The organism is Xanthomonas arboricola pv. juglandis (assembly GCF_001013475.1).
Classification (GTDB): Bacteria; Pseudomonadota; Gammaproteobacteria; order Xanthomonadales; family Xanthomonadaceae; genus Xanthomonas; species Xanthomonas arboricola.
Window position 1 is genome coordinate 182,829 of record NZ_JZEF01000002.1, and the last position, 19,401, is coordinate 202,229.

The 19,401-nt window shown below is 67.9% G+C and carries 10 protein-coding genes and 1 pseudogene; 5 read left to right on the forward strand and 6 right to left on the reverse strand.

What is annotated here, in order from left to right:
- The first annotated feature begins 245 nt into the window (after nucleotides 1-245).
- The gene (locus tag XARJCFBP2528_RS23280; protein ID WP_016901593.1) at nucleotides 246-395 is read left to right on the forward strand and encodes a hypothetical protein; all 150 of its coding nucleotides are present in this window, start codon (nucleotides 246-248) and stop codon (nucleotides 393-395) included.
- Nucleotides 396-706: 311 nt separating this feature from the next.
- Here XARJCFBP2528_RS23280 and XARJCFBP2528_RS06170 read toward each other — a convergent pair whose 3' ends face one another.
- The 4 genes and pseudogenes from XARJCFBP2528_RS06170 to XARJCFBP2528_RS24090 all read right to left on the reverse strand — a co-directional run.
- Nucleotides 707-1,051, reverse strand: a complete 345-nt coding sequence (locus XARJCFBP2528_RS06170; protein WP_016901594.1) for a hypothetical protein — start codon at nucleotides 1,049-1,051, stop codon at nucleotides 707-709.
- Nucleotides 1,052-1,327: 276 nt separating this feature from the next.
- Nucleotides 1,328-1,549, reverse strand: a complete 222-nt coding sequence (locus XARJCFBP2528_RS23290; protein ID WP_026064120.1) for a hypothetical protein — start codon at nucleotides 1,547-1,549, stop codon at nucleotides 1,328-1,330.
- Entirely contained in the window at nucleotides 1,546-10,206 is an 8,661-nt protein-coding gene (locus XARJCFBP2528_RS06180; RefSeq protein ID WP_047124509.1) for a glycoside hydrolase family 94 protein, read from the reverse strand. Before XARJCFBP2528_RS06180 ends, XARJCFBP2528_RS23290 begins: the two co-directional genes overlap by 4 nt.
- A gap of 133 nt (nucleotides 10,207-10,339) precedes the next feature.
- Nucleotides 10,340-10,754: pseudogene (locus tag XARJCFBP2528_RS24090) on the reverse strand (trypsin); the annotation flags it as partial.
- A gap of 87 nt (nucleotides 10,755-10,841) precedes the next feature.
- Between XARJCFBP2528_RS24090 and XARJCFBP2528_RS06185 the strand changes: the two are divergent.
- The 3 genes from XARJCFBP2528_RS06185 to XARJCFBP2528_RS06195 all read left to right on the forward strand — a co-directional run bounded on the left by XARJCFBP2528_RS06185 (nucleotide 10,842) and on the right by XARJCFBP2528_RS06195 (nucleotide 14,420).
- The gene (locus XARJCFBP2528_RS06185; protein WP_016901597.1) at nucleotides 10,842-11,240 is read left to right on the forward strand and encodes a BlaI/MecI/CopY family transcriptional regulator; all 399 of its coding nucleotides are present in this window, start codon (nucleotides 10,842-10,844) and stop codon (nucleotides 11,238-11,240) included.
- A gap of 2 nt (nucleotides 11,241-11,242) precedes the next feature.
- A complete protein-coding gene (locus XARJCFBP2528_RS06190; RefSeq protein WP_016901598.1) occupies nucleotides 11,243-13,093 on the forward strand; it encodes a M56 family metallopeptidase in 1,851 nt (616 codons plus the stop codon).
- A 211-nt stretch (nucleotides 13,094-13,304) separates the two neighbouring features.
- Nucleotides 13,305-14,420 carry a saccharopine dehydrogenase NADP-binding domain-containing protein gene (locus XARJCFBP2528_RS06195; protein ID WP_323217388.1) on the forward strand — a complete coding sequence of 372 codons (1,116 nt, stop codon included), beginning with the start codon at nucleotides 13,305-13,307 and terminating at the stop codon, nucleotides 14,418-14,420.
- 219 nt (nucleotides 14,421-14,639) lie between these two features.
- On the opposite strand, the gene XARJCFBP2528_RS06200 is transcribed toward XARJCFBP2528_RS06195, so the two are convergent.
- Entirely contained in the window at nucleotides 14,640-15,428 is a 789-nt protein-coding gene (locus XARJCFBP2528_RS06200) for a DUF1868 domain-containing protein (protein WP_016901599.1), read from the reverse strand.
- 10 nt (nucleotides 15,429-15,438) lie between these two features.
- A complete protein-coding gene (locus tag XARJCFBP2528_RS06205; RefSeq protein WP_369919589.1) occupies nucleotides 15,439-18,102 on the reverse strand; it encodes a TonB-dependent receptor in 2,664 nt (887 codons plus the stop codon).
- A gap of 105 nt (nucleotides 18,103-18,207) precedes the next feature.
- Between XARJCFBP2528_RS06205 and XARJCFBP2528_RS06210 the strand changes: the two genes are divergently transcribed.
- Nucleotides 18,208-19,365, forward strand: a complete 1,158-nt coding sequence (locus tag XARJCFBP2528_RS06210) for an ROK family protein (RefSeq protein ID WP_016901601.1) — start codon at nucleotides 18,208-18,210, stop codon at nucleotides 19,363-19,365.
- The last annotated feature ends 36 nt before the right edge of the window (nucleotides 19,366-19,401 follow it).

Genomic DNA, 19,401 nt, shown 5'->3' on the forward strand with positions numbered 1-19,401 from the left:
GTTGCACAGGCGAGCGACAGGCAAACCGCACTATGGGTGGAGCAACGCGTCAATCGGCTAGAAGCTGCGCACCAACAGCAACGGCGATAGCGCGCCGCAACGTGTAACGCGCACTCTGGACAATCGGCAGATCACGTTTGGTATGTCGAAGCCCGAGCGCATCCAAGCGCTCTGCATTCGTTGTCCAACCCACGCGTGCAATCGCACTACGCTTTGGCGCCGGCATCCAGCATGCAGGATTGGCAATGGAAAGCGGGACGAGCGACAGCAGCCGTTACGACCGGCAGTGCGATGTCACGCTGAGCGCCGATCCTGGCGACCTGCAATGGCGCGCGGCGTTGGTGCTGTCCAACGCGGATGCCTGTGTCCAGCATCTACCGGCGGACGTGCTCTGATCCGCTCGACGGTGATAAGCACCGTGCCGACGGCGCGGCATGGTGCCGTTGGCATCGGGGCCAAGGCCGACGGCAGCTTCTGCAAGCCCGTGCAGATTGAGCCGAGCAGCGCGCTGGTCTGTTCGCCAGCGCGATCTCTGGTCATGGTCCCGTCTGTTCGCCAGCGCGATCTCTGGTCATGGTCCCGGCTGTTCGCCAGCGCGATCTCTGGTCATGGTCCCGGCGGCAGCAGGCAATGTGGCACGTGCCTGCTGCACACGTCACCGTCCCTGGGACGGCGACGCGGTTGCGCCGGGTGCCAGCGGCTCCGCTCAGCCGCAGTAGATCGCGGTGATGTTGTTGTTCGGGCCGGTCTCGACGGTGAGGTGATCGCCGCCGCTTTCGCTGGCGCCCTGGGCCGGGTCGGCCAGGCCGCTGGCAGTGGTGCCGCCGGTGGCGCGCTCGCCGCGGCGCACGCTGACCTGCAGGCTGTCGCTGTCCACGCGCGCACGTTCGATGGTCTGTGCCGCTGCGGCCAGGCCGACTGCGCCGCGCACCTTGTCGATATGGCACTGGCCGGAGATGGCCCCGTCGATGGGCTGCACCTGCGCGACCTGGTTGGAGGCACAGGCCGAGAGCAACAACACGGCAGCGAGCGGGGCGAGGGTGCGGATCATGGGAGATCTCCAGGGGAAGAATGACGCAAGCGTGAAGAAAGCGTTGTTGGCGTGGCATGAAGACTGCCCGCAGCCCGTGCACACGCCGGCTGACGCTGTTGGGCGTGGCGCTCCAGTCGGCGCGCGGCCCTGGCAAAACTGGCGCTGCGTACCATCTGCACGTACAGCGCAATGTCACCGAGATCGAGCACCAGCGGCCTTGGCGGGTGCAAAGGCCGAGCCTGTCAGTGCGCAGCTGTGGCAACGCAGACAATGCCGTGGAGACTGCCGGCGTGCTTACTGCGTACGCGTCAGTCCGTGACGACGCAGCAGCTGCCGTAGGCGACATTGCACCCGCTGCAGATCGGCTGCAGCCGCCTCATCCAGGATGCCTTTGGCCAGGGCATCGAACTGCTGCCAGAACTGGCTGGGGTCGCGCACCCGCTGCGGCCATACCGACAACATTCTGCCCAGATCGGAAAGCTGGTGATTGGTGTGGGTGCGTATGCGTGTGCTCATGTCGCGTCTCCCGGCCAGTCCAGGGCGACAGCGTGGACCGCACCGTCGTCGACCAGAGTGAAAGCAAGCTCGGCTTGCGCTATGCCGTCGATTTCCAGCCCTGGCTCGACACCGGGGCGCTGGGTGACGTCGATGACGTAGGTGCTGGTGCCGAAGCGATAGCGCAGCTGGTACTGGGGCCAGCTGGCCGGGATGCACGGCACGAGGTGCAGGCGCTCGCCATGGCGTTGCAGGCCGAGCAGCGATTCGGTCAGCAAGCGGTACATCCAGCCGGCGGCGCCGGTATACCAGCTCCAGCCGCCGCGGCCGGCGTGCGGCGCCACTGCGTAGACATCGGCCGCCAGCACATAGGGTTCGGCCTTGTAGCGCTGCACGCCCGTTGCGTCGCGGGCGTGGTGGATCGGGTTGATCAGGCCGGCCAGTTGCCAGGCCCGCGCACTATCGCCCAGATGCGCGAAGGCCATCGTTGCCCACACCGCCGCATGCGTGTACTGGCCGCCGTTTTCGCGCACGCCGGGGACGTAACCGCGGATATAGCCGGGGTCGTGCCCGGTGCGATCGAACGGCGGCACCAGCAGCTTGACGATGCCGGCGTCGGGATCAACCAGCTGCTGGTGCATCGCGTCCATCGCCTGTGCGCTGCGTGCCGGGTCCATCGCGCCGGACAGCACAGCCCAACTTTGCGATAGCGAATCGATGCGGCATTCGTCCGAATCGCTCGAACCCAGCGGCGTGCCGTCGTCGAACCAGGCCCGCCGGTACCAGCGCCCATCCCAGGCATGCTGCTCCAGCGCGGTGCGCAAGGCCTGCGCATGCGTGCGGCAGGTCGCCGCGAATGCCGCATCGTCGCGCTGCGCGGCCACGTCTGCGAACCTTAGCAGCGTGTCGTAGAGGAAGAACCCCAGCCACACGCTCTCGCCCTTGCCGTCCTTGCCGACCCGGTTCATGCCGTCGTTCCAGTCGCCGCTGCCGATCAACGGCAGGCCGCGTTCGCCCAGCCGTGCCATGCCGCGTTGCAGGGCGAGCACGCCGTGCGCGTACAGCGACTGCATGTTGGCGGTGATCTGCGGCAGGTCGTAATACGATTCTTCGTCGGGCTTGAGGGCGCGCCCGTCGATAAGGCTCACCCGCTCGTCCAGTACGCCGGTATCTGCGGTGACGTCCAGATAGCGGCATAGCGCCTGCGGCAACCATAGAAAATCGTCCGAGCACTGCGTGCGCACGCCACGGTCCTGTGGCGGGTGCCACCAATGCTGCACATCGCCCTGCACGAACTGATGCGCGGCGCAGCGCAGCAGATGCGCGCGTGCCAGCGCCGGCTGCGCGTGCACCATCGCCATGCTGTCCTGCAGCTGGTCGCGGAACCCATATGCGCCACCGGACTGGTAATAGCCGCTGCGTGCCAGGAACCGGCAGGCGATGGTCTGGTAGAGCAGCCAGCCGTTGGCCAGCAGATCCACCGCCGGATCGGGCGTGGTCACCTGCACGGTGCCCAGAACCTGCTGCCAATGCGCGCGCACCGCCAGCAAGGCGGTGTGCGCGGCGGCCACGCCACGGCTCTGGCGTGCCAGTGTCAGTGCGGTGTCGCGATCCACCGCCGCGCCCAGGCGGAATACCGTTTCGAAGCTCTGTTCGGCCGCCAGCGTGACCGGGATCTGGATCGCCGCGCACGGGTCCAGGCCGGCACCCACGCGCCCGGACAAACGCTGCCGCGTGAGCGCGGCCGGTGCTGCCAGGCTGCCGTTGCGCCCGATGAATTCGCTGCGGTCGGCAGTGATGCTGCGGCTGGGTGCATCGGCATCGAAGAACGCCACGCGCCCGTCGAACTCGGTGTTGTACGGGTTGCGCGCGGTCAGCACGCTGCTGCCCAGATCCACCTCGCTGACCACATGCAGCTGCGAGCGGGCGCGGATATCGCCCAGCACCCATTCCACGTACCCGGTGACGCTGAGCCGGCGTGGGCGGCCGGAAAGATTCTTCAACCGCAGATGGCTGAACTTGATCGGGCGCTCCACATCCACGAACACCCACAGCTCGCTGCCGATGCCGTGTTCGATATGGCTGTAGACGCTGTAACCGAAGCCGTGGCGCACCGTGTAGCGACCGCTGCCGCGGCATGGCAGCGCCATCGGCGACCACACCTGGCCGGTGTCTTCGTCGCGCAGGTAGAACGCTTCGCTGGAGGCATCGCCGACCGGGTCGTTATGCCACGGCGTGAGGCGGAATTCGTGCGCGTTTTCGGCCCAGCTGTAGCCGGGGCTGCTGTCGCTGACCACGCTGCCGAACTGCGCGTTGGCCATCACGTTGCACCACGGCGCCGGTGTGGCGGTGCCTTCGTCCAGGGTGATGCGGTATTCGCGGCCGTCGGCGGCGAAGGCGCCCAGGCCGTTGTCGAACAGCACCGGTTCTTCGGCGGCGGCCTGCAGGGTTCGGTCCAGGTAGGCGGCGTGGGTGCTGCTGAGGTAATCGGCGCTGTCCAGTTGCTGGATGGGCTCCAGCAACGGCGGATGCGCACGCGCGCTGGGGTGGCGCTGCAATTGCGCGTCCAGGGTGCCGTTGGCATCGCTGAGGATCGCGCGCGCCACGGTCTGCAGCAGCACGCGGTCTTCCTGCGAGATGTGTTCGATGGCGCGCACGAAGATGCCGCCGGGGCGGTCGAGCACATTGGCTTCGGGGTCGGCGGCGATCAGGCCCACAATCGCGTCCTGCAATTGCTGCCGATAGCCTGCCTGGCTTTCGTTCCAGATCACCAGATCCGCGCGCAGTCCTTTCAGGCGCCAGTACGCGTGCGCCTGCACCAGCTGGCGCACCAGATCCAGATTGTCCGGGTCGGTGATGCGCAACAGCACGATCGGCAGATCGCCGGAGATGGCGTGACTCCACAGCGCCGACTGGCCGCGATGGTTGTGCAGCAACACCTCGCTGTCGGCGCGCAGTTGCGGGTCGACGAACAGCACGCGTGCGGCCAGCCGTTCGTAGAGCATCGCGTCTTCCAGCGAGGCGTTGATCTGCCGGCGGATGACCTGGCTCTGGGTCAGCGCCAGGTCGAACACGCGATCGGCCAGACGGCGGTCGCGGTACTTGTCGATCAACGCGGTGCAGGCCGCGCGTTGGGTGCCGACGCCGTAGACCATGTCCACCTGCGCCTGTTGATCCGGCGCCAGCGAAATGCGGCAGCGGATCGCCACGATCGGGTCCAGCACCGAGCCGGCCGCGCCGGACAGGCTGGCCTGATCGCGCAGGGCCAGCGGATTGCGCGTGCTGCGCCCGCGCCCGACAAATGCAGCGCGATCGGTCTCGTAAGAAATCGTCGCCACATCGGCATCGTGCACCGCCACCAGATGCAGCATCCACGGCTGCGCTTCGTCGTGCCCGCGCGGGCGGCGCGTGCACAGCAGCGCCTGTTTGTCGGCCAGGATTTCGGTCTGCACGAACAGGTTGCTGAAAGCCGGATGCGCCTCGTCGGCCTGCGCCGGTGCCAGCACCACTTCGGCGTAGGTGGTGATTTCGATCACCCGCGTCTGCCGCGAGCGGTTGCGGATGCGCAAGCGGCGCAGCTCCACATCGTCTTCGGCGGAAATGGCGATTTCCAGATGGCTGTCGTAACGCTGGTGGCTGCCTTTGAACTCGGCCTTGGCATCGGAAAAGATCGCCTCGTAACGCTCCACCGGCACGCAGGTGGGCTGATGCGCGGCCGACCACACCTCGCCGCTGTCCACATCGCGCAGATAGCAGAACGTGCCCCAGTGATCGCGGGTGCCGTCTTCGCGCCAACGCGTCACCGCCATGTCGCGCGCGCGGCTGTAGCCGCCACCGGCCGAGGTCAGCATGCCGTGGTAACGCCCGTTGGAGAGCAATTGCAGCGCCGGCTGCGGCAGATGGGGGTCGCGATGGATGCGCAAGGCCATGCCGGCTTCGGTGGCCACCGGGCGCTCGGCGGCGTCGGCCAGGCCTTTGACATACACGCCAGCGCGCGGTGCACGCTCCTGCAACAGCAACAGCGTGGCCTGGAATTGCGGGTCGGCGACAAAGCGCTTCTGCATCGGCGCATCGCGCAACACGTGGTCCAGCGCCAGCAGCGCCATGCCCTGGTGATGCGACATGAACGAGCGCACCAGCGCATGCTGTTCGCCACGCGGCACCCGCGAGGGGGTGTAGTCGATCGCCTCGTACAAGCCGAAACGCCCGCCAAATCCCAGCGCCTGCAGCTGCTGCAGATTGCGGCAGGCTGCATCCGGCTCCACCATCAGCGCCATCGCGCTGGCATACGGGGCGATCACCAGATCCTGGCCCAGGCCGCGCTTGAGCCCCAGGCCGGGCACACCGAATGCGCGGTATTGATAATTGCGCCGCGTATCGACGGTGTTGTAGCCCGACTCGGACACGCCCCACGGCACATCGCGTGCGGTGCCATAGCGGATCTGCGCCTGTACCGCACCGCGCATCGAACGGCTCAGCAAGGTCTGCGGGTAGCTGGGCATGACCAGATCGGGCATCAGGTACTCGAACATCGAGCCGCTCCACGACAGCAGCGTGGGCTCGGCGCCGGTGTCGGTGAGCGTGCGGCCGAGTGCGAACCAGCTCTCCTGCGGCAACTTGCCCTGGGCGATCGCCACGAAGATGCCCAGGCGCGCTTCGGAGGCGAGCAGATCGTAATGGCCGCTATCCAGGCGCTGGTCGTCGACGTTGTAGCCGATCGACAGCAACTGCTGGGCGGGGTTGTAGAGGAAGTCGTAGTCCAGCTGCGCCAGCTGCCCGGCGATATGCGCAAGCCGTTGCAGCTCCTGCACGCGTTTGGCGGCCCAGGTCTGCACGCCGGGTGCGTGGTCGCTGACGGCGAGTTGCCGCAGCGTGGCGACCGTGGCGCCAGGGGGCGGCGTCGCGTGCGCATCGGTACCGGCAAGCGTGGTTGCGCAATGGCCCACTTCGGCCAGGGCCGCCTCGCAGCTGTCGATCAAGCGTTGCGGCCACGGCTCGTCGTCGTCGCTGTCCGGCATCAGCGCCAGGATCGTGTGGCTCTGCGCCAGCAGCAGGCGTAGCGCTTGGTCGGCCTGGTGCAGGCTCGGCGCGGGCTGGCTGCGGATGCTCTGCAAGCTCTGCGACATTGCGTCCAGCGCATTGGCGGCGGCGTCGCTGCGTGTCTGCGCTCGCGATGCCAGCACGCCCAGGGTGTCGGCCAGCCCATCGAACACCGCCATCGCCACCGCCGGCGCATCCACCAGTGCCAGCAGGCCTTGCCGCAGCGTCAGCAGATGCCCGACCAGGTTGCCGCTGTCCACGGTGGAGACGTAGCGCGGCAACAACGGCACCAGCGTTTCGGTGCGGTACCAGTTGTAGAAATGGCCGCGATAGCGCGGCAGCGCTTCCAGCGTGGTCAGCGTATTGGCCACGCGGGTCATCACGCCGGCCACCGTCAGATAGCCCAGATCGTAGGCGGCCAGATTGACCAGCAGGCCCAGCCCGATATTGGTCGGCGAGGTGCGGTTGGCCACCACCGTGACCGGGTATTCCTGCACGTTGTCCGGTGGCAGCCAGTGGTGCTGCGCGGTGCAATGGCTTTCGAAGAACGCCCAGGTGCGCCGCGACAATCCGCCGAGGAAAGCGCGTTGTTCCTGCGACAACTGCGCTACCGGTGCGGCGGGTTGTTCGCCCAGCCAGGCCATCAGCCAGGGCGCGGCCATCCACGCCAGCCCCAGCGGCAATGCCGTCCATAGCGCCAACGGCGCCCACCATGCCACCGCGGCGATCGCCAATGCCGCGCTGCACGCGGCGCCGGCCATCAACTGTTGCTCGGCATTGCCGCTGCGCGCGCTGCGTTCCACTTCGCTGGATGGCGCCCACTGCAGCAGATGGCGCCGGGTGATCGACATCCGCACCAGCGTGCGGGCGATGGCGGCCAGCTGCATCCCTGCTTCGAACGGCAGGCATGCCAGCACCACGCCGGTGCGCAGCAGGTGCTGACGCAGCCCCACACCGACCTGGCGCGCGTGATGACGCAGCCCCAGACCCTCGGGCGGATGCGCCAGCGCATACAGCGCCGAACACAGCCCTGGCAGCAGCCATAGCACCAGCAGCCACAGCGTCCAGCGCAATGGCGTGGGCGAACACAACCAGCCGATCAGCAACAGACTCAGCGCGGCCGGAGCCACCAGGCTGCGGCGCAGGTTGTCCAGCAGCTTGCCGCGCGACAACCACGACAAGGGATTGCGCGTGCGCCGGCCACCCCGGTCGGGCACCCACGGCAGCAACCACGGCAGCAACTGCCAGTCGCCACGCACCCAGCGCGCGTGCCGCTTGGCATCGGTGGCATAGCGTTGCGGGTGGCGCTCGTACAGGCGCACGTCGCTGAGCAAACCGGCGCGCACATAGCAGCCTTCCAGCAGGTCATGGCTGAGCACGCGGTTATCGGGGAAGCGGCCGGCCAGCACCTGCTCGAAGGTGGCCACGGCATAGATGCCCTTGCCGATGAAGGAGCCTTCGCCGAACAGATCCTGATACACGTCCGAGACCACACGCGTGTACGGGTCGATGCCCGGCTCGATGCCGAACATGCGCGCAAACCGCGACTCGCCGCCCTCGCTCATGCCGGTGCCCAGGCCCGGCTGCAGAATGCCGTAACCGGCCTCGACGATCTGCCCGGCCGCATCCATGCGCGGCACATTCAACGGATGCGACATCGCCCCGACCAGCGCGCGTGCCGCATCGCGCGGCAGGTGGGTGTCGCTGTCGAGCGTGATCACATAACGCACCTGCACCAGCGCGGCGACATCGCCTTGCACCTGCAGGAATTCGTGGGCTGCCTGCAGCGGCGCAGCGTCGGCGCAGAGCAGGCGGTTGAGCGCTTCGAGCTTGCCGCGCTTGCGCTCTGCGCCCATCCAGCAGCCTTCGCCCGCGTTCCACTGGCGTGCGCGATGCAGCAGAAAGAAACGATCGCCGTGGGCATCGGCATAGGCTGCATTGAGCCGGTCGATATGCTGCGCCGCATGTGCCACCAATGCCATGTCGCCAGGCAACAGCGCTTGCGCGGCATCGAGAAAATCGGTGAGCAGCGCGAAGTACAACTGTTCGTCGCGGTTGGCCAGGTAATGCACCTCCAAGGCGCCGACCAGCTCGTCGATGGCCTCGTGACTGGCCAGCATGCTCGGCATCACCACCAGCGTGCGGCAATCGGGCGTGATGCCGGCACGCAGGTCCATGCGCGGCAACGGATGCGGGCGCACCCATAGCGTTGCCACCCAGTTGACCAGGGCAATGCCCAGCTCGCTGGCGGCCAGCAGCGCGATGCCAGCGGTGATCCACCACAGCGCCGGCGGCAGTGCGCTCACGCCCTGCAGCAGCACGCCGCTCCACAGCACGGCGATCACGGCGATCGGAAGCAGATACACCGGCAGCGCCACGCGTCGCGCGCGTGGGCGCGGTGGTATCGGTGTGCCGGCTGCGGCCGGGTCGCGCAATGCCGCGCGCAGCAGCGGCAATCCCGCATCCACCAGGTAATAGCCCACGTGGCCGGCCACCGGCATCGCGGCATCTGCGTGCGCCGCCAGCTGCAGCACCGCCTCGGCCACGTCCGGCTCGTCGCGCTCCAGGCGCTGCGCCAGCTGTTCCACCACATGCCGGTAGCTATCGCGGGTGTGGAAATCCATGCGCGCATACACGTCGGCCGGATCCTTGCGCAAGGTCTGCTCGACCACGCTCATGGCCTCGACGAAATCGCGCCAATCCATGTCGTCCAGAAACCGCAGGCTGCCGATGCTGTTGCTGATCGCCACCTGCTCGGCCGCCTGGCGTTGGCTTTCGGCGTGCACCAGGCCTTCCACGCTGTGGCCCTCGCTTGCCAGCCATTGCTCCACCCAGGCGCTGGCCATCGACAACACCGGCCCACGGCCCTGGATGCCGCGCGTCAGCTCGGCCACGAACGCACCGGTGGCCGGTGGCTGCGAGCGCGCCAGATCGGCCACCACCACCACCACGTCCTTGGGTTGCGCCGCCGCCGTGGCGTTGAGCAACGCGGCCCAATGCGCGGCCAGGCGGGTGTCGCGCCCGTCGTGCATGATGTCCTCGGCAATGCGGCGCAGATTGTCGATCAGCGCCAGCCGCAACATGATCGGAATCGCCCACAGCTCGCCGAGCTTGAGCGGCGCCACCTGTTGGTAGGCGGCGATGAAACGGCTCAGCGTGATCGCATCCACGCGCCCGTCGCCATGCGCCACCACCTGCAAGCCCAGCTCGTAGACGCGCGGCAGGCCCACCGACGTTGGCGTGCGCAGACGCGGTAATTGCCGGCTATATCCGGGCGGAAGATGCTGTCGCGCCAGGCGCATCTGCTCTTCCACCAGATAATAGTTGTCCAATAACCACTCGCCGGCCGGATGCAGGCGCAAGCCATCGGCAGACATTTCGGCCAATCGCGCTGCGGCCGTGCCGAGCGAGCGCTCGTTGAATTTGAGTTGCGACAGCAGCAGCTCGCGGGTTGGCCCGGTATAGAGCACATGCGCCTGCGCCAGGCTTTGCCCCAGCGCCTCCATCTGCTCGTCGCCAAGCAAGGCCGCACCTTCAGGCACGGCATCGCGCACCGACGGATGCTGCAGGGTTGCTGCTGGCTGCGTAATCGACCGCCACCAGAGGGAGAACGCAGAAGCCTTCCGCTGTGGCGGCATCGAGACATGACCTGTGCAGCATATGCGCCGCTAGAGGTTGTGATCATGCGCGCCGGCATGGTGGCGCACGTGAAGGCAGCCCGCTTCATCGCGATGGTTTCTCCCTGGCACGCGCTAGTGGCAGTGGCGCTGGCTAGTTCTTCGCACAGGAGACTCCATCTGCCGCACACATCACGTCATCGATCCAGGTGACATATCGCGAGATGCGGACGTTATAGACCAGTTGCCCATAGAAACCGGCCTCTAGCGCGTGTTCCGGAACTGCGGTGATCCATGATCCCACCCGATAAGTCGCCAGGCGCCCTGAGCTTGCACCACGAGCGGGCCGCCGCTGTCACCGCCTCCCAATACACCTTCGAGGGGCAGCCCCTGTGCAGGGGGATCGAAGCGATACCAGAGATAGCGGTCGTTCGCTCCCGTAATGGCGTTGTAGGCCCGCCTCAATGCGCCACGATGTGGAGAGCCGGGAATCTGCCCCTCGATGCCATTGCCGGTTGCCCCCTTCCTACAAACATGGCGACTTCGGTGACCTCATCGCCGCCTCGATACTTCTATCGCGGCGTCCCATTCAACCCCTGCCATCCGACCTATTGACTACAGTTGTCGTCACGCTTACGGTAGCGACAACTGTAGTCATGGAGAGCGGCATGCGTGGCAAGACCATCGGGGACCAGGAGCTGGCCCTGTTGCAACACATCGAAGAACAACGGCAGGCCAGTGTCGGCGAAGTGGCGGCCGCGTTCGGTGAGCCGCGTGGGCTGGCGCGCTCGACCGTGCTGACCATGATGGAGCGCTTGCGCGCCAAGGGCTTCCTGCGCCGCGAGCAGGTGGACGGCATGTACCGCTACAGCGCCACCAGCGGGCAGGACGCGGTCGTGCGCTCGGCGGTGGGGCAGTTCGTGGAAAAGACCTTGCAGGGCTCGGTGTCGCCGTTCGTGGCGTGGATGTCGCAGCGCGCCAAGGTCAGCGACAGCGAGCTGGCCGAGCTCGAAGCCCTGGTCGCCAAGCTGCAGTCGCAGCGCAAGGAGGATTGAGCATGTCGCCGATGATCGAAGCCTTGCTTTGGAGACTGGGTGCCACCAGCGTGCAGACCGCCGTGCTGGCGTTGGCGGTGTGGGCGCTGTGCCGCAGCGTGCGGCGACTGCCGGCCACCACGCAGACCTGGCTGTGGTGGCTGGTGGGAGTGCAGGCGGTGGTCGGCCTGCTGTGGAACGCGCCGCTGCAGTTGCCGGTGTTGCCCGCAGCCACGCCCACGCCCGCCTTGATTGCCGGCGACAGCCTGGCGCCGATGGTGATGGCCAATGCCAGCGTATCCGGCGCCAGCGCGGTCGCCATTGCGGGCGCGGCAGACGTGCTGCAGGGTGCAAGCGGTCCGTCCTGGGCGCTGTTGCTGGCCGCGTTGTGGGTTGCCGGCGTCGCAGTGATGGCGCTCGGCACAGTGCGCGCATACCGACGCAGCCGCGCCCTGGTACGCGCTGCTGCACCGTGCACCGATCGTGCCCTGGCCGCCGCACTGCGCATGGCTGCAGAAGCGCATGGCCTGTCGCAGCCGCCGGAAATACGGTTGTCGCAGCAGATCGCCTCGCCGCAGTTGATCGGGCCCTGGCGCCCGGTCTTGCTGCTGCCCGCCGCCCGCCTGCCGCACATGGCCGACGACGATTTGGATATGGCGCTGACCCATGAACTGATCCACCTGCGCCGGCGCGATCTGTGGTGGGGCTTGCTGCCGTCGCTGGCCCAGCACCTGTTCTTCTTCCACCCGCTGGTGCATCTGGCCGCGCGCGAATACGCCACTGCCCGCGAGGCCGCCTGCGATGCCGCGGTGGTCGCAGGCCACCGTCATTGCCGCCACGACTATGGCCGGCTGTTGCTGCAACTGGGCGTGGCACCGCGCCCGCACGGCGGCGTGGCCAGCGCCTCGCCGTCCTTCCTCAGCCTCAAACGGAGATTGCTCATGTTGCAGAACCCGACCTCGTTCCCGCGGTTTGGCGCGGCCCTGATCCTGGGCGCGGTGGCCATCACCGGCGTGCTGCCGCTGCGCCTGGTGGCGATGCCCGCCGCGCCGGCTGTTGCTGCCGCATCAGCGGCCGCACCCGCCAAACCAGCTGCCGGCGTGTCCAGCACAGCGGCACCGGCCACTGCCGCCGCCGTCGCTGCAACTGCACCGGCAACTGCGGCAGCAACCGCCGCACCGGCAAACGCCGCCGCACCGGCTGCAGCGGCGTCATCCACCAGCCAGACCTTCACCACCACCTCTACGCACGGCCAGATCAACCTGTCGCATGACCCCGACCGCGATGCCTACGTGCTGCTGCAGGGCAACGACAGCGTCATGAATGGCTCGGTGGACGATCTCAAGCATGTGCGTCGTCTGGCCGGCAAGGATGGCCAGCTGATGTGGTTCCGCAAGGATGGCAAGCAGTACGTCGTGCGCGATCCCGACACCTTCAAGCGCCTGAATGCGGTGTATGCGCCAGTCACCAAATTGGGCCAGGCGCAGGGCGCGTTGGGCGAGCGCCAGGGCGAGCTCGGCGAGCAGCTGGGCGAGTTGGGTGCGCAGATGGGTGAGCTGGGTGCACGTGCTGCCGACGCGGCCGCAAAGCACGTCAATGCCTCCTTGCTCGACACCGATGCGCGCGCACAGCAGGCCGCCGAGCGTGCGGCGCGGGAAGCAGAACGCGCAGTACGCCAGGCCGAACAGGCCATGCAGCGCAGCGGCGCCCAACAGCGGATGCAGGCGCTGGCCAGGCAGCAGGCGGCGCTCGCCACCGAGCAGGCAGATCTGGCCAGCCAGCAGGCCGCCGCCAGCGTCCGTGCCGACAAGGAAGCCCAACGCATCATGCGCGAGGCGATCGCACAGGGGCTGGCCACGCGGATCGAGGGCTGATCGTCGCAGGCCGCTGCTCGTCGGGACTGTGCAGCACGCGCAGACGGCGAGCAGCTGGCGCCATCTCGGCCGGAGGCAGTGACTGGCGTCAAACCGGCTCGGCGCCGCACGCGCCATGCAGGCACGTGCGGCGGGCGACACACCGCGCCGGTGATTCGGTGACCCCGCTGCTCGCCGATACTGTGCAACAGGCGCAGACGGCGAGCAGACAATGACGTACCGGGTGGTGGTGTTGGGGGGCTTCGGGCATTTCGGCGCGCGCATCGTGCGGGCGCTGGCGGCAACGGCGCAACTGCGGGTGATCGCCGCCGGACGGCATCCCGGCGATGTGGCGGCCAGGTGGCCGGATGTGGCACCCGGTCGCATCGCGTGCTGTCGCCTGGATATCGACGCAAGCGATTTTGCCGCGCAACTGGCGGCCACTGCCGCCGATGCGGTGGTGCATACCGCAGGCCCGTTCCAGGGCCAGGATTACGCCGTGGCGCACACCTGCCTGCAGGCAGGCACTACATCGACCTGGCCGACGGCCGTGCGTTTCCCCACGGCAATGGATGCAGCGGCAAGGCAAGCGCAGCGTGCGGCCATCAGCGGCGCCAGCACCTTGCCCGCGCTGTCGAGCGCGGTCATCGATGCCTTGCTGCCGCGTTTTTCGGCGTTGCATGGCATCCGCATGGTCATCGCGCCCGCGCAAGGCACGCCGCTTGGCCTGGCCACCGTGCGTGCGGTGTTGTCGTACTGCGGCACGCCGTTCACATGGCTGCATGAGGGCCGCTGGCAAACGGTGGTGGGCTGGGCCAGACCCACGCGCGTGCAGTTCGCGCAGCGCGCGCCGCGGCTTGCGTCGCCCTGCGATGTGCCCGATCACGATCTGCTGCCACAGCGCTATCCCGGCGTGCAGAGCGTGCAGTTTCGCGCCGCGTTGGAGGTGCCGTTCCTGCAGCGCTGCCTGGCCGGTGTCGCCTGGTTGCGTCACCACGGTGTGCCATTGCCGATGGCGCGCCTGGCCGAGGTGTTTGCACGTGCGGCACGCTGGTTTGACCGCTTCGGCACCGACCTCGGTGGCATGCGCGTGGAGCTGCGTGGCACAAGCCATCCGCAGACCGGCGATCCCCGGCCGCTGCGACTGCAGTGGGACCTCACCGCCGCGATGCTGCACGGCCCGGAGATTCCCTGCTTCGCCGCAATCCTGCTGGTGCGCAAGCTTGCCGCAGGGCAGGCGTTACCGATCGGCGCGCATGCCTGCATGGGCTTGTTGACCCTGGCCGAATTCGAGCAGGAGTTTGCAGCGTGGCAGATGGAGACCGAGGTGTCGGACGTGCGTGTGTGAGGACACGCTGTGCACGACCGCCGCAGACGCACGAATCACCACACTGTGCGCAACACCTAACACCAGTAAGTCACAACCAACGTGCAAGCGAGTAGAGCCCTCTCCCGAGGAGAGAGGGGCTTTAGAGCGCTGCGCGTCCATACACACGGCCAATGATCAGCTTGCAGTGCCGCAGCAGGTGTCGTTACACGCACAACAGATGGCCATACGCACTCAACTTCACACCTCGCGGAGCGTACGAAACGCATACATGTCGTTGAACGTGCAGAAGTGGAAACGCGGCACCGTGATCGGGCCGGCGGCAGCCAGCCGCTTCAGCCACACGCCCACCGCACCGTGGTAGGCCGCCTGTTCGTCGGCATCGAGCGTCTCGCACAGATAGGCCAGCGAGATGTGGAACCGGTAGTGGCTGTAGTCCGGGCTCTGCAGCAGCGTCAACGCCATCAGGCCCTTGCGCGCCGTCTCCAGCCGCTGCGCGGTGGCCGCATCGGCAGGCAGCAACGGAATGAGCAGATTGTCGTTGCTGCCGGTCATGGCCGCGGTGGGGTCGACCACAAACCGGCATGCCCCTAGCGGGGTGGTGTTGCGCTGCTGCAACCGCGACAGGAAGCTGGCGTTGATGTCGGCCAGCGCCGCATCGCGCGCCAGATCGCTCGGCCACGGCCCGTGCGCGCGGTCGGTTTCATTGACCCCGCCCAGCAAGGTCACGTGATAGCTGCTGGGCGGCAGCACGGCGAGCTTGTCGGCAAAGCCGTGCTCGGGCAGCTCGCGGTAGATGTCCAGCACCCGGTCGAAGCTGGCGTAGCCATCGCCCTGCTGCTCGAGATGGCCGACAAACGTGTTGCCGGCAAACGGCATCGGCCGCCTGGAGCGCAGGAACTTGCGGCCCACATCCGCAGGCGGCGCCGCACCGGCAAGCGAGGGTAGTGCGGTTGCCAGTAACGAGGCGCCGGCGGCGCCGGTGAGCAGACGACGGCGGCTGAAGGTGGTATCCAGACATGACGACATGCTTAGCTCCTCAAAGTTTGACGTTGACGCCGACCATCACGGTGGGGGCCATCTTCCAGGCCGATTGCACATACTCCTGATCGCGGCCGATGCGGTATTGGTAGCCCTGGCCAGCCAGGTTGAGCACGTCCAGGCTCAGCGACACCGCCGGGGACACGTCCCAGCCCAGTTTCAGATCGATGCGGTCCAGCGGCTGCTGGTAACGGTTGCGATAGAACTCCTGCAGGCTGCTGTAATTGGGAAAGCGGTCATCCCACAGCTCGCCGGTGCGGCTCCAGGCCAGCGCGGCGCGCAGCGGCCCACGGGCGTAATTCAGGGTCAGATTCCACAACTGCCTGGGCTGCTGCGGCAGCACGTCCAGGGTGGTGCGGGTGCCATCGCCAAGCACCACCGGGTAGTCCACGTCCAGGAACGTGACATTGGCGGTCACCGACAAGCCGGCCAGCGCGGGCAGCCACGGCCCCAGTTCCTTGATGGCCCCCAGCTCGGCGCCGCGCAGGCGCACCGGCCGGTCCACATTGCGCGGCTGGGTGACCAGCACCTGCTCGCCGTCGATGCTGTCCATCTGGCCGTAGCGGAAGATTTCATCGTCGATGGTCTTGTGGAACAGCGCGACCGACAGCAGGCTGCCGCCGTCGTCGAAGCTCCAGTCGTGGCCAAGGTCCAGGTTCTGCGAGCGGCGCGGCTGCAGGTCCGGGTTGCCCTGGTTGAGCGTGGGCGGTGTGCTGCCCAGCGTGAGCACGCCGCCGTTCAAGGCCATCTGGTCCAGGCGCGGGCGCCCGATCGAGCGCGAGACGCCAACGCGCAGCGTGCCGTTGGCGCTGGTCTGCAGTTGCCCGCTGAGCGATGGCAACCAGTTGCGGTAGGTGCGCACCGCGCCGACCGGTGTCCAGGTGGTTCCGCTCAGCTGCTGGCCGGCGCTGGCAAAGCGTGTCTGTTCCAGACGGATGCCGCCAGCCAGCAGCCAGCGTTCGCCGCGCCATTGCGCCTGGGCAAAGCCGGCGCGCACCTGTTCGTCGACGCCGTAGCTGCCGCTGTTCTGCGCGGTGGTGTCCACCACCCCGCGCGCCTGGCCGGCCAGGGCATCCCAGCGTGCATCGGCCAATGCCGGGTCGATGGTCATCATCTCCCTGTTGCAGCCCAGGGCGCAGGTCGGGCGGCCCAGCACGTCGGCCAATGTGTCAGGCAGGCCGTTCCAGGTAGTGCGCTGCACAGTGGTGCGCATATGCGTGCGGACCTGCCGCGCGCCCACGGCCAGCCCCAGCCCGCGGCTGTCCTCGTCCATGTTGCGACGCAGCTCCAGCTGCAGGTCGCCGACCCGTTCGGCGTAGCCGGTGCGCTCCTGCTGGTGATAGGCGTTGGGGTAGCGCGCCGGGTCGTCGGCCAGGGCCGGGTTCAAGGGCGTGAAAGCGGGCAGGGTGCCGCTCCAGTCGAACCCGTACCCCAGGCGATTTTGCTGGAAGCGGTCCCAGGTCTGCGGGTTGTCCACCGTGGCGCGCGAGGTGCTCGCGCGCAGCGCGGCGCGCCACTGCGCCGGCAACTCGGCCAGCAGCTCGCCATTGATGCCCGTCAGTGCGCGCTTCCAGCGCAACTGCCCCAGTTCGACGTATTGATTGAGGTTGTCGAGCGTGCCGCTCTGCGCGCCGGTGCGGGTCAGGCGTGCGCTGTTCTGCACCTGGGCGTTCTGGGTATTGCGGTCCGAGGCCTCACGCTGGCGGAAGCTGTAGCCGGACACATGGCCGCTGAGCGGACCTTCCGGCTGCCAGTCCACGCGTGCGGTCAGGCCGCGCCGTTCGCGGGTGTTGGCGTAGTTGTACCAGCGCCGTTCGCCGGGAACCGCAGCGCCGGTGCCGCCGTAGGGCACCGGGTCGCGCGTGCCGTCGGCGGCGTACCAGTTCAAGCCGCCGCCGTTTTCCTGCTGCGGCACCGAGATCTCGCGCCGCCACTGGCTGGCAGCGCCCAGGAAGGCGAACTGCCCGTCGCGACCGAAGCGCTTGCCCCATTTCAGATCACCCTCGCCAACCGGCGAGCGGCCGCCGTAGCGGCTGCCCATCAGGTTGGCGCCGCCCTTGGCCGAAAAGGTGAGCAGGCCGTCCGGGCGGCCGAAGCCGGTGGCGGTGACCAGGTTCGTAACACCGCCGATCGCGCCGCCATCGTTTTCCGGCAGGAACGACTTCACCACATCGATGCGGTCGACAAAGTTGGCCGGCAGCACATCCATCATCGCCTGGCGGCTGCCGATGTCGTTGCTGGCAAAGGCAAAGCCGTCGATCAGCATGCTGTTGTAGTTGCCGTTGAGGCCGCGCACCGTCACGTAGCGCGGCTCGCCCTGGTACTCCACGGTGCTGACGCCGGTGACCCGGCGCAGCGCATCGCCCACATTGAAGTCCGCCAGCTGCCCGATGCTGTCGGCGGCGACCGAGTCCACGACGGTGGGCGCGGCCTGTTTGGTGGCGATCGCGCGCGTGTTCTGCGACTGGAACGAGGTGCGCACCTGCACCGCATCCAGGGTATGCGGCGAGGCATCGGCGGGCGCCTCGGCGGCCTGCGCCGGCGCCTGCATCCAGCCCGCCACGGCCATGCCCAGCGCGAGCGACAATGTGCGACGCTGCGCGATGCAGGCCGGACCGGGCAGACACAGGAAGCCACAGGGAAAGCGATGAAACAGACGCATGGCACGATCCGCACTGTCGGGCAGCCCCAACGTGGTGGCCGCAAGCCGATTAAATTAATCTGCTTAATTTAAGCTTATGTGACACCCCCGGTTCTTTTGCCTTCCATGTCTTCCTTCTTCGCCCACGCGGCCATTCGTTCGCATTACCGCCGTCGTAGCGACGGCCAGGCCGCCGGTTCCAGCGAGCGCGCGTTGCTGGATCTGATCCGCAGTGCCGGCCAGCTGGCGCGTGCGGATCTGCCGCGCGCCAGCGGGCTCAGCGTCCCCGGCACCAAGGGCATTATCGACCCGCTGGTCGCACACGGCCTGCTCCAGCTCGGCCCGTCGCTGCGCCGGGGCCGCGGCCAACCCAGCGTCGAGCTGAGTCTGGTGCCCGACTACGCATTCAGCGTGGGGGTCTCGTTGATGGTCGATGGCATCGCGGTGGTGCTGATCGACTTCGCCGGGCAGGTGCGCGGCATGCGCCAGCTCACGGCGTTCCCGCTGACGTTGGACCTGGTCGCGGCGCAGTTGCCGCACCTGGTGGAGCAGTTGCTGCAGGCGGCCGGTGTCGACCGGCGGCGGCTGTTCGGGGTGGGCGTCAGCATGACCGGCCCGCGCATCGGCGATGGCACGCGGGTCAATCCGCCGCTCACGCTGGCCGCCGAGTGGATGCAGGTCGAGCTGGACCGCTTCATCGCCGAACGCCTGCAGTTGCCGGTCTGGATGGACAACGACGCCCATTGCGCCGCGCTGGCCGAGGCCTTGTACGGGGTCGGCCGCCAGTCGCCGGATCTGGTCTATCTGACCATCGCCGACGGGTTTGCCGCAGGCGTGATCGCCGCCGGCAGCGTGCACCGCGGCGCGCACGGCAACGTGGGCGAACTGGGGCGCATCTCGGCCATCACCGGCAGTGCGCGGCCCACGCTGGAAAGCCTGCGCCAGGCGCTGGTCGCCGATGGGCATGCGCTGCCGGACCTGCACACCATGCTGCAGCACTACGATCCGGCATGGCTGCAGATCGAGGCCTGGCTGGATGCGGTGCAACCCACCGTGACCCTGGCGGTGGCGGCGATCATCGCGTTGATCGACCCGCGCGTCATCGTCTTTGGCGCGCGCCTGCCGGCAGATCTTGCGCAGCGGCTGATCGCCCGCGTCGCCTTCGAGCCGGCGCCACGGCGCGGCGTCGCATCGCCGTATCCGGCATTGCTGGTCGGGCAGGTGCAGGCACACGCCACGGTGCTGGGCGCGGCCATGCTGCCGTTCAAGGAAACGCTGTTCTAGCGCAGGCGATGGACCAGCCGGCGTAGTGCGCCGGCG

What these genes read in the sequence shown, in the direction of transcription:
- XARJCFBP2528_RS06200 (WP_016901599.1), bottom strand. Translation starts at nt 15,428, where the DNA reads ATGTCGTCATGTCTGGATACCACCTTCAGCCGCCGTCGTCTGCTCACC.
- XARJCFBP2528_RS06180 (WP_047124509.1), bottom strand. Translation starts at nt 10,206, where the DNA reads ATGCCGCCACAGCGGAAGGCTTCTGCGTTCTCCCTCTGGTGGCGGTCG.
- XARJCFBP2528_RS06170 (WP_016901594.1), bottom strand. Translation starts at nt 1,051, where the DNA reads ATGATCCGCACCCTCGCCCCGCTCGCTGCCGTGTTGTTGCTCTCGGCC.
- XARJCFBP2528_RS06190 (WP_016901598.1), top strand. Translation starts at nt 11,243, where the DNA reads ATGTCGCCGATGATCGAAGCCTTGCTTTGGAGACTGGGTGCCACCAGC.
- XARJCFBP2528_RS06210 (WP_016901601.1), top strand. Translation starts at nt 18,208, where the DNA reads ATGTCTTCCTTCTTCGCCCACGCGGCCATTCGTTCGCATTACCGCCGT.
- XARJCFBP2528_RS06205 (WP_369919589.1), bottom strand. Translation starts at nt 18,102, where the DNA reads ATGCGTCTGTTTCATCGCTTTCCCTGTGGCTTCCTGTGTCTGCCCGGT.
- XARJCFBP2528_RS06195 (WP_323217388.1), top strand. Translation starts at nt 13,305, where the DNA reads ATGACGTACCGGGTGGTGGTGTTGGGGGGCTTCGGGCATTTCGGCGCG.
- XARJCFBP2528_RS06185 (WP_016901597.1), top strand. Translation starts at nt 10,842, where the DNA reads ATGGAGAGCGGCATGCGTGGCAAGACCATCGGGGACCAGGAGCTGGCC.
- XARJCFBP2528_RS23280 (WP_016901593.1), top strand. Translation starts at nt 246, where the DNA reads ATGGAAAGCGGGACGAGCGACAGCAGCCGTTACGACCGGCAGTGCGAT.
- XARJCFBP2528_RS23290 (WP_026064120.1), bottom strand. Translation starts at nt 1,549, where the DNA reads ATGAGCACACGCATACGCACCCACACCAATCACCAGCTTTCCGATCTG.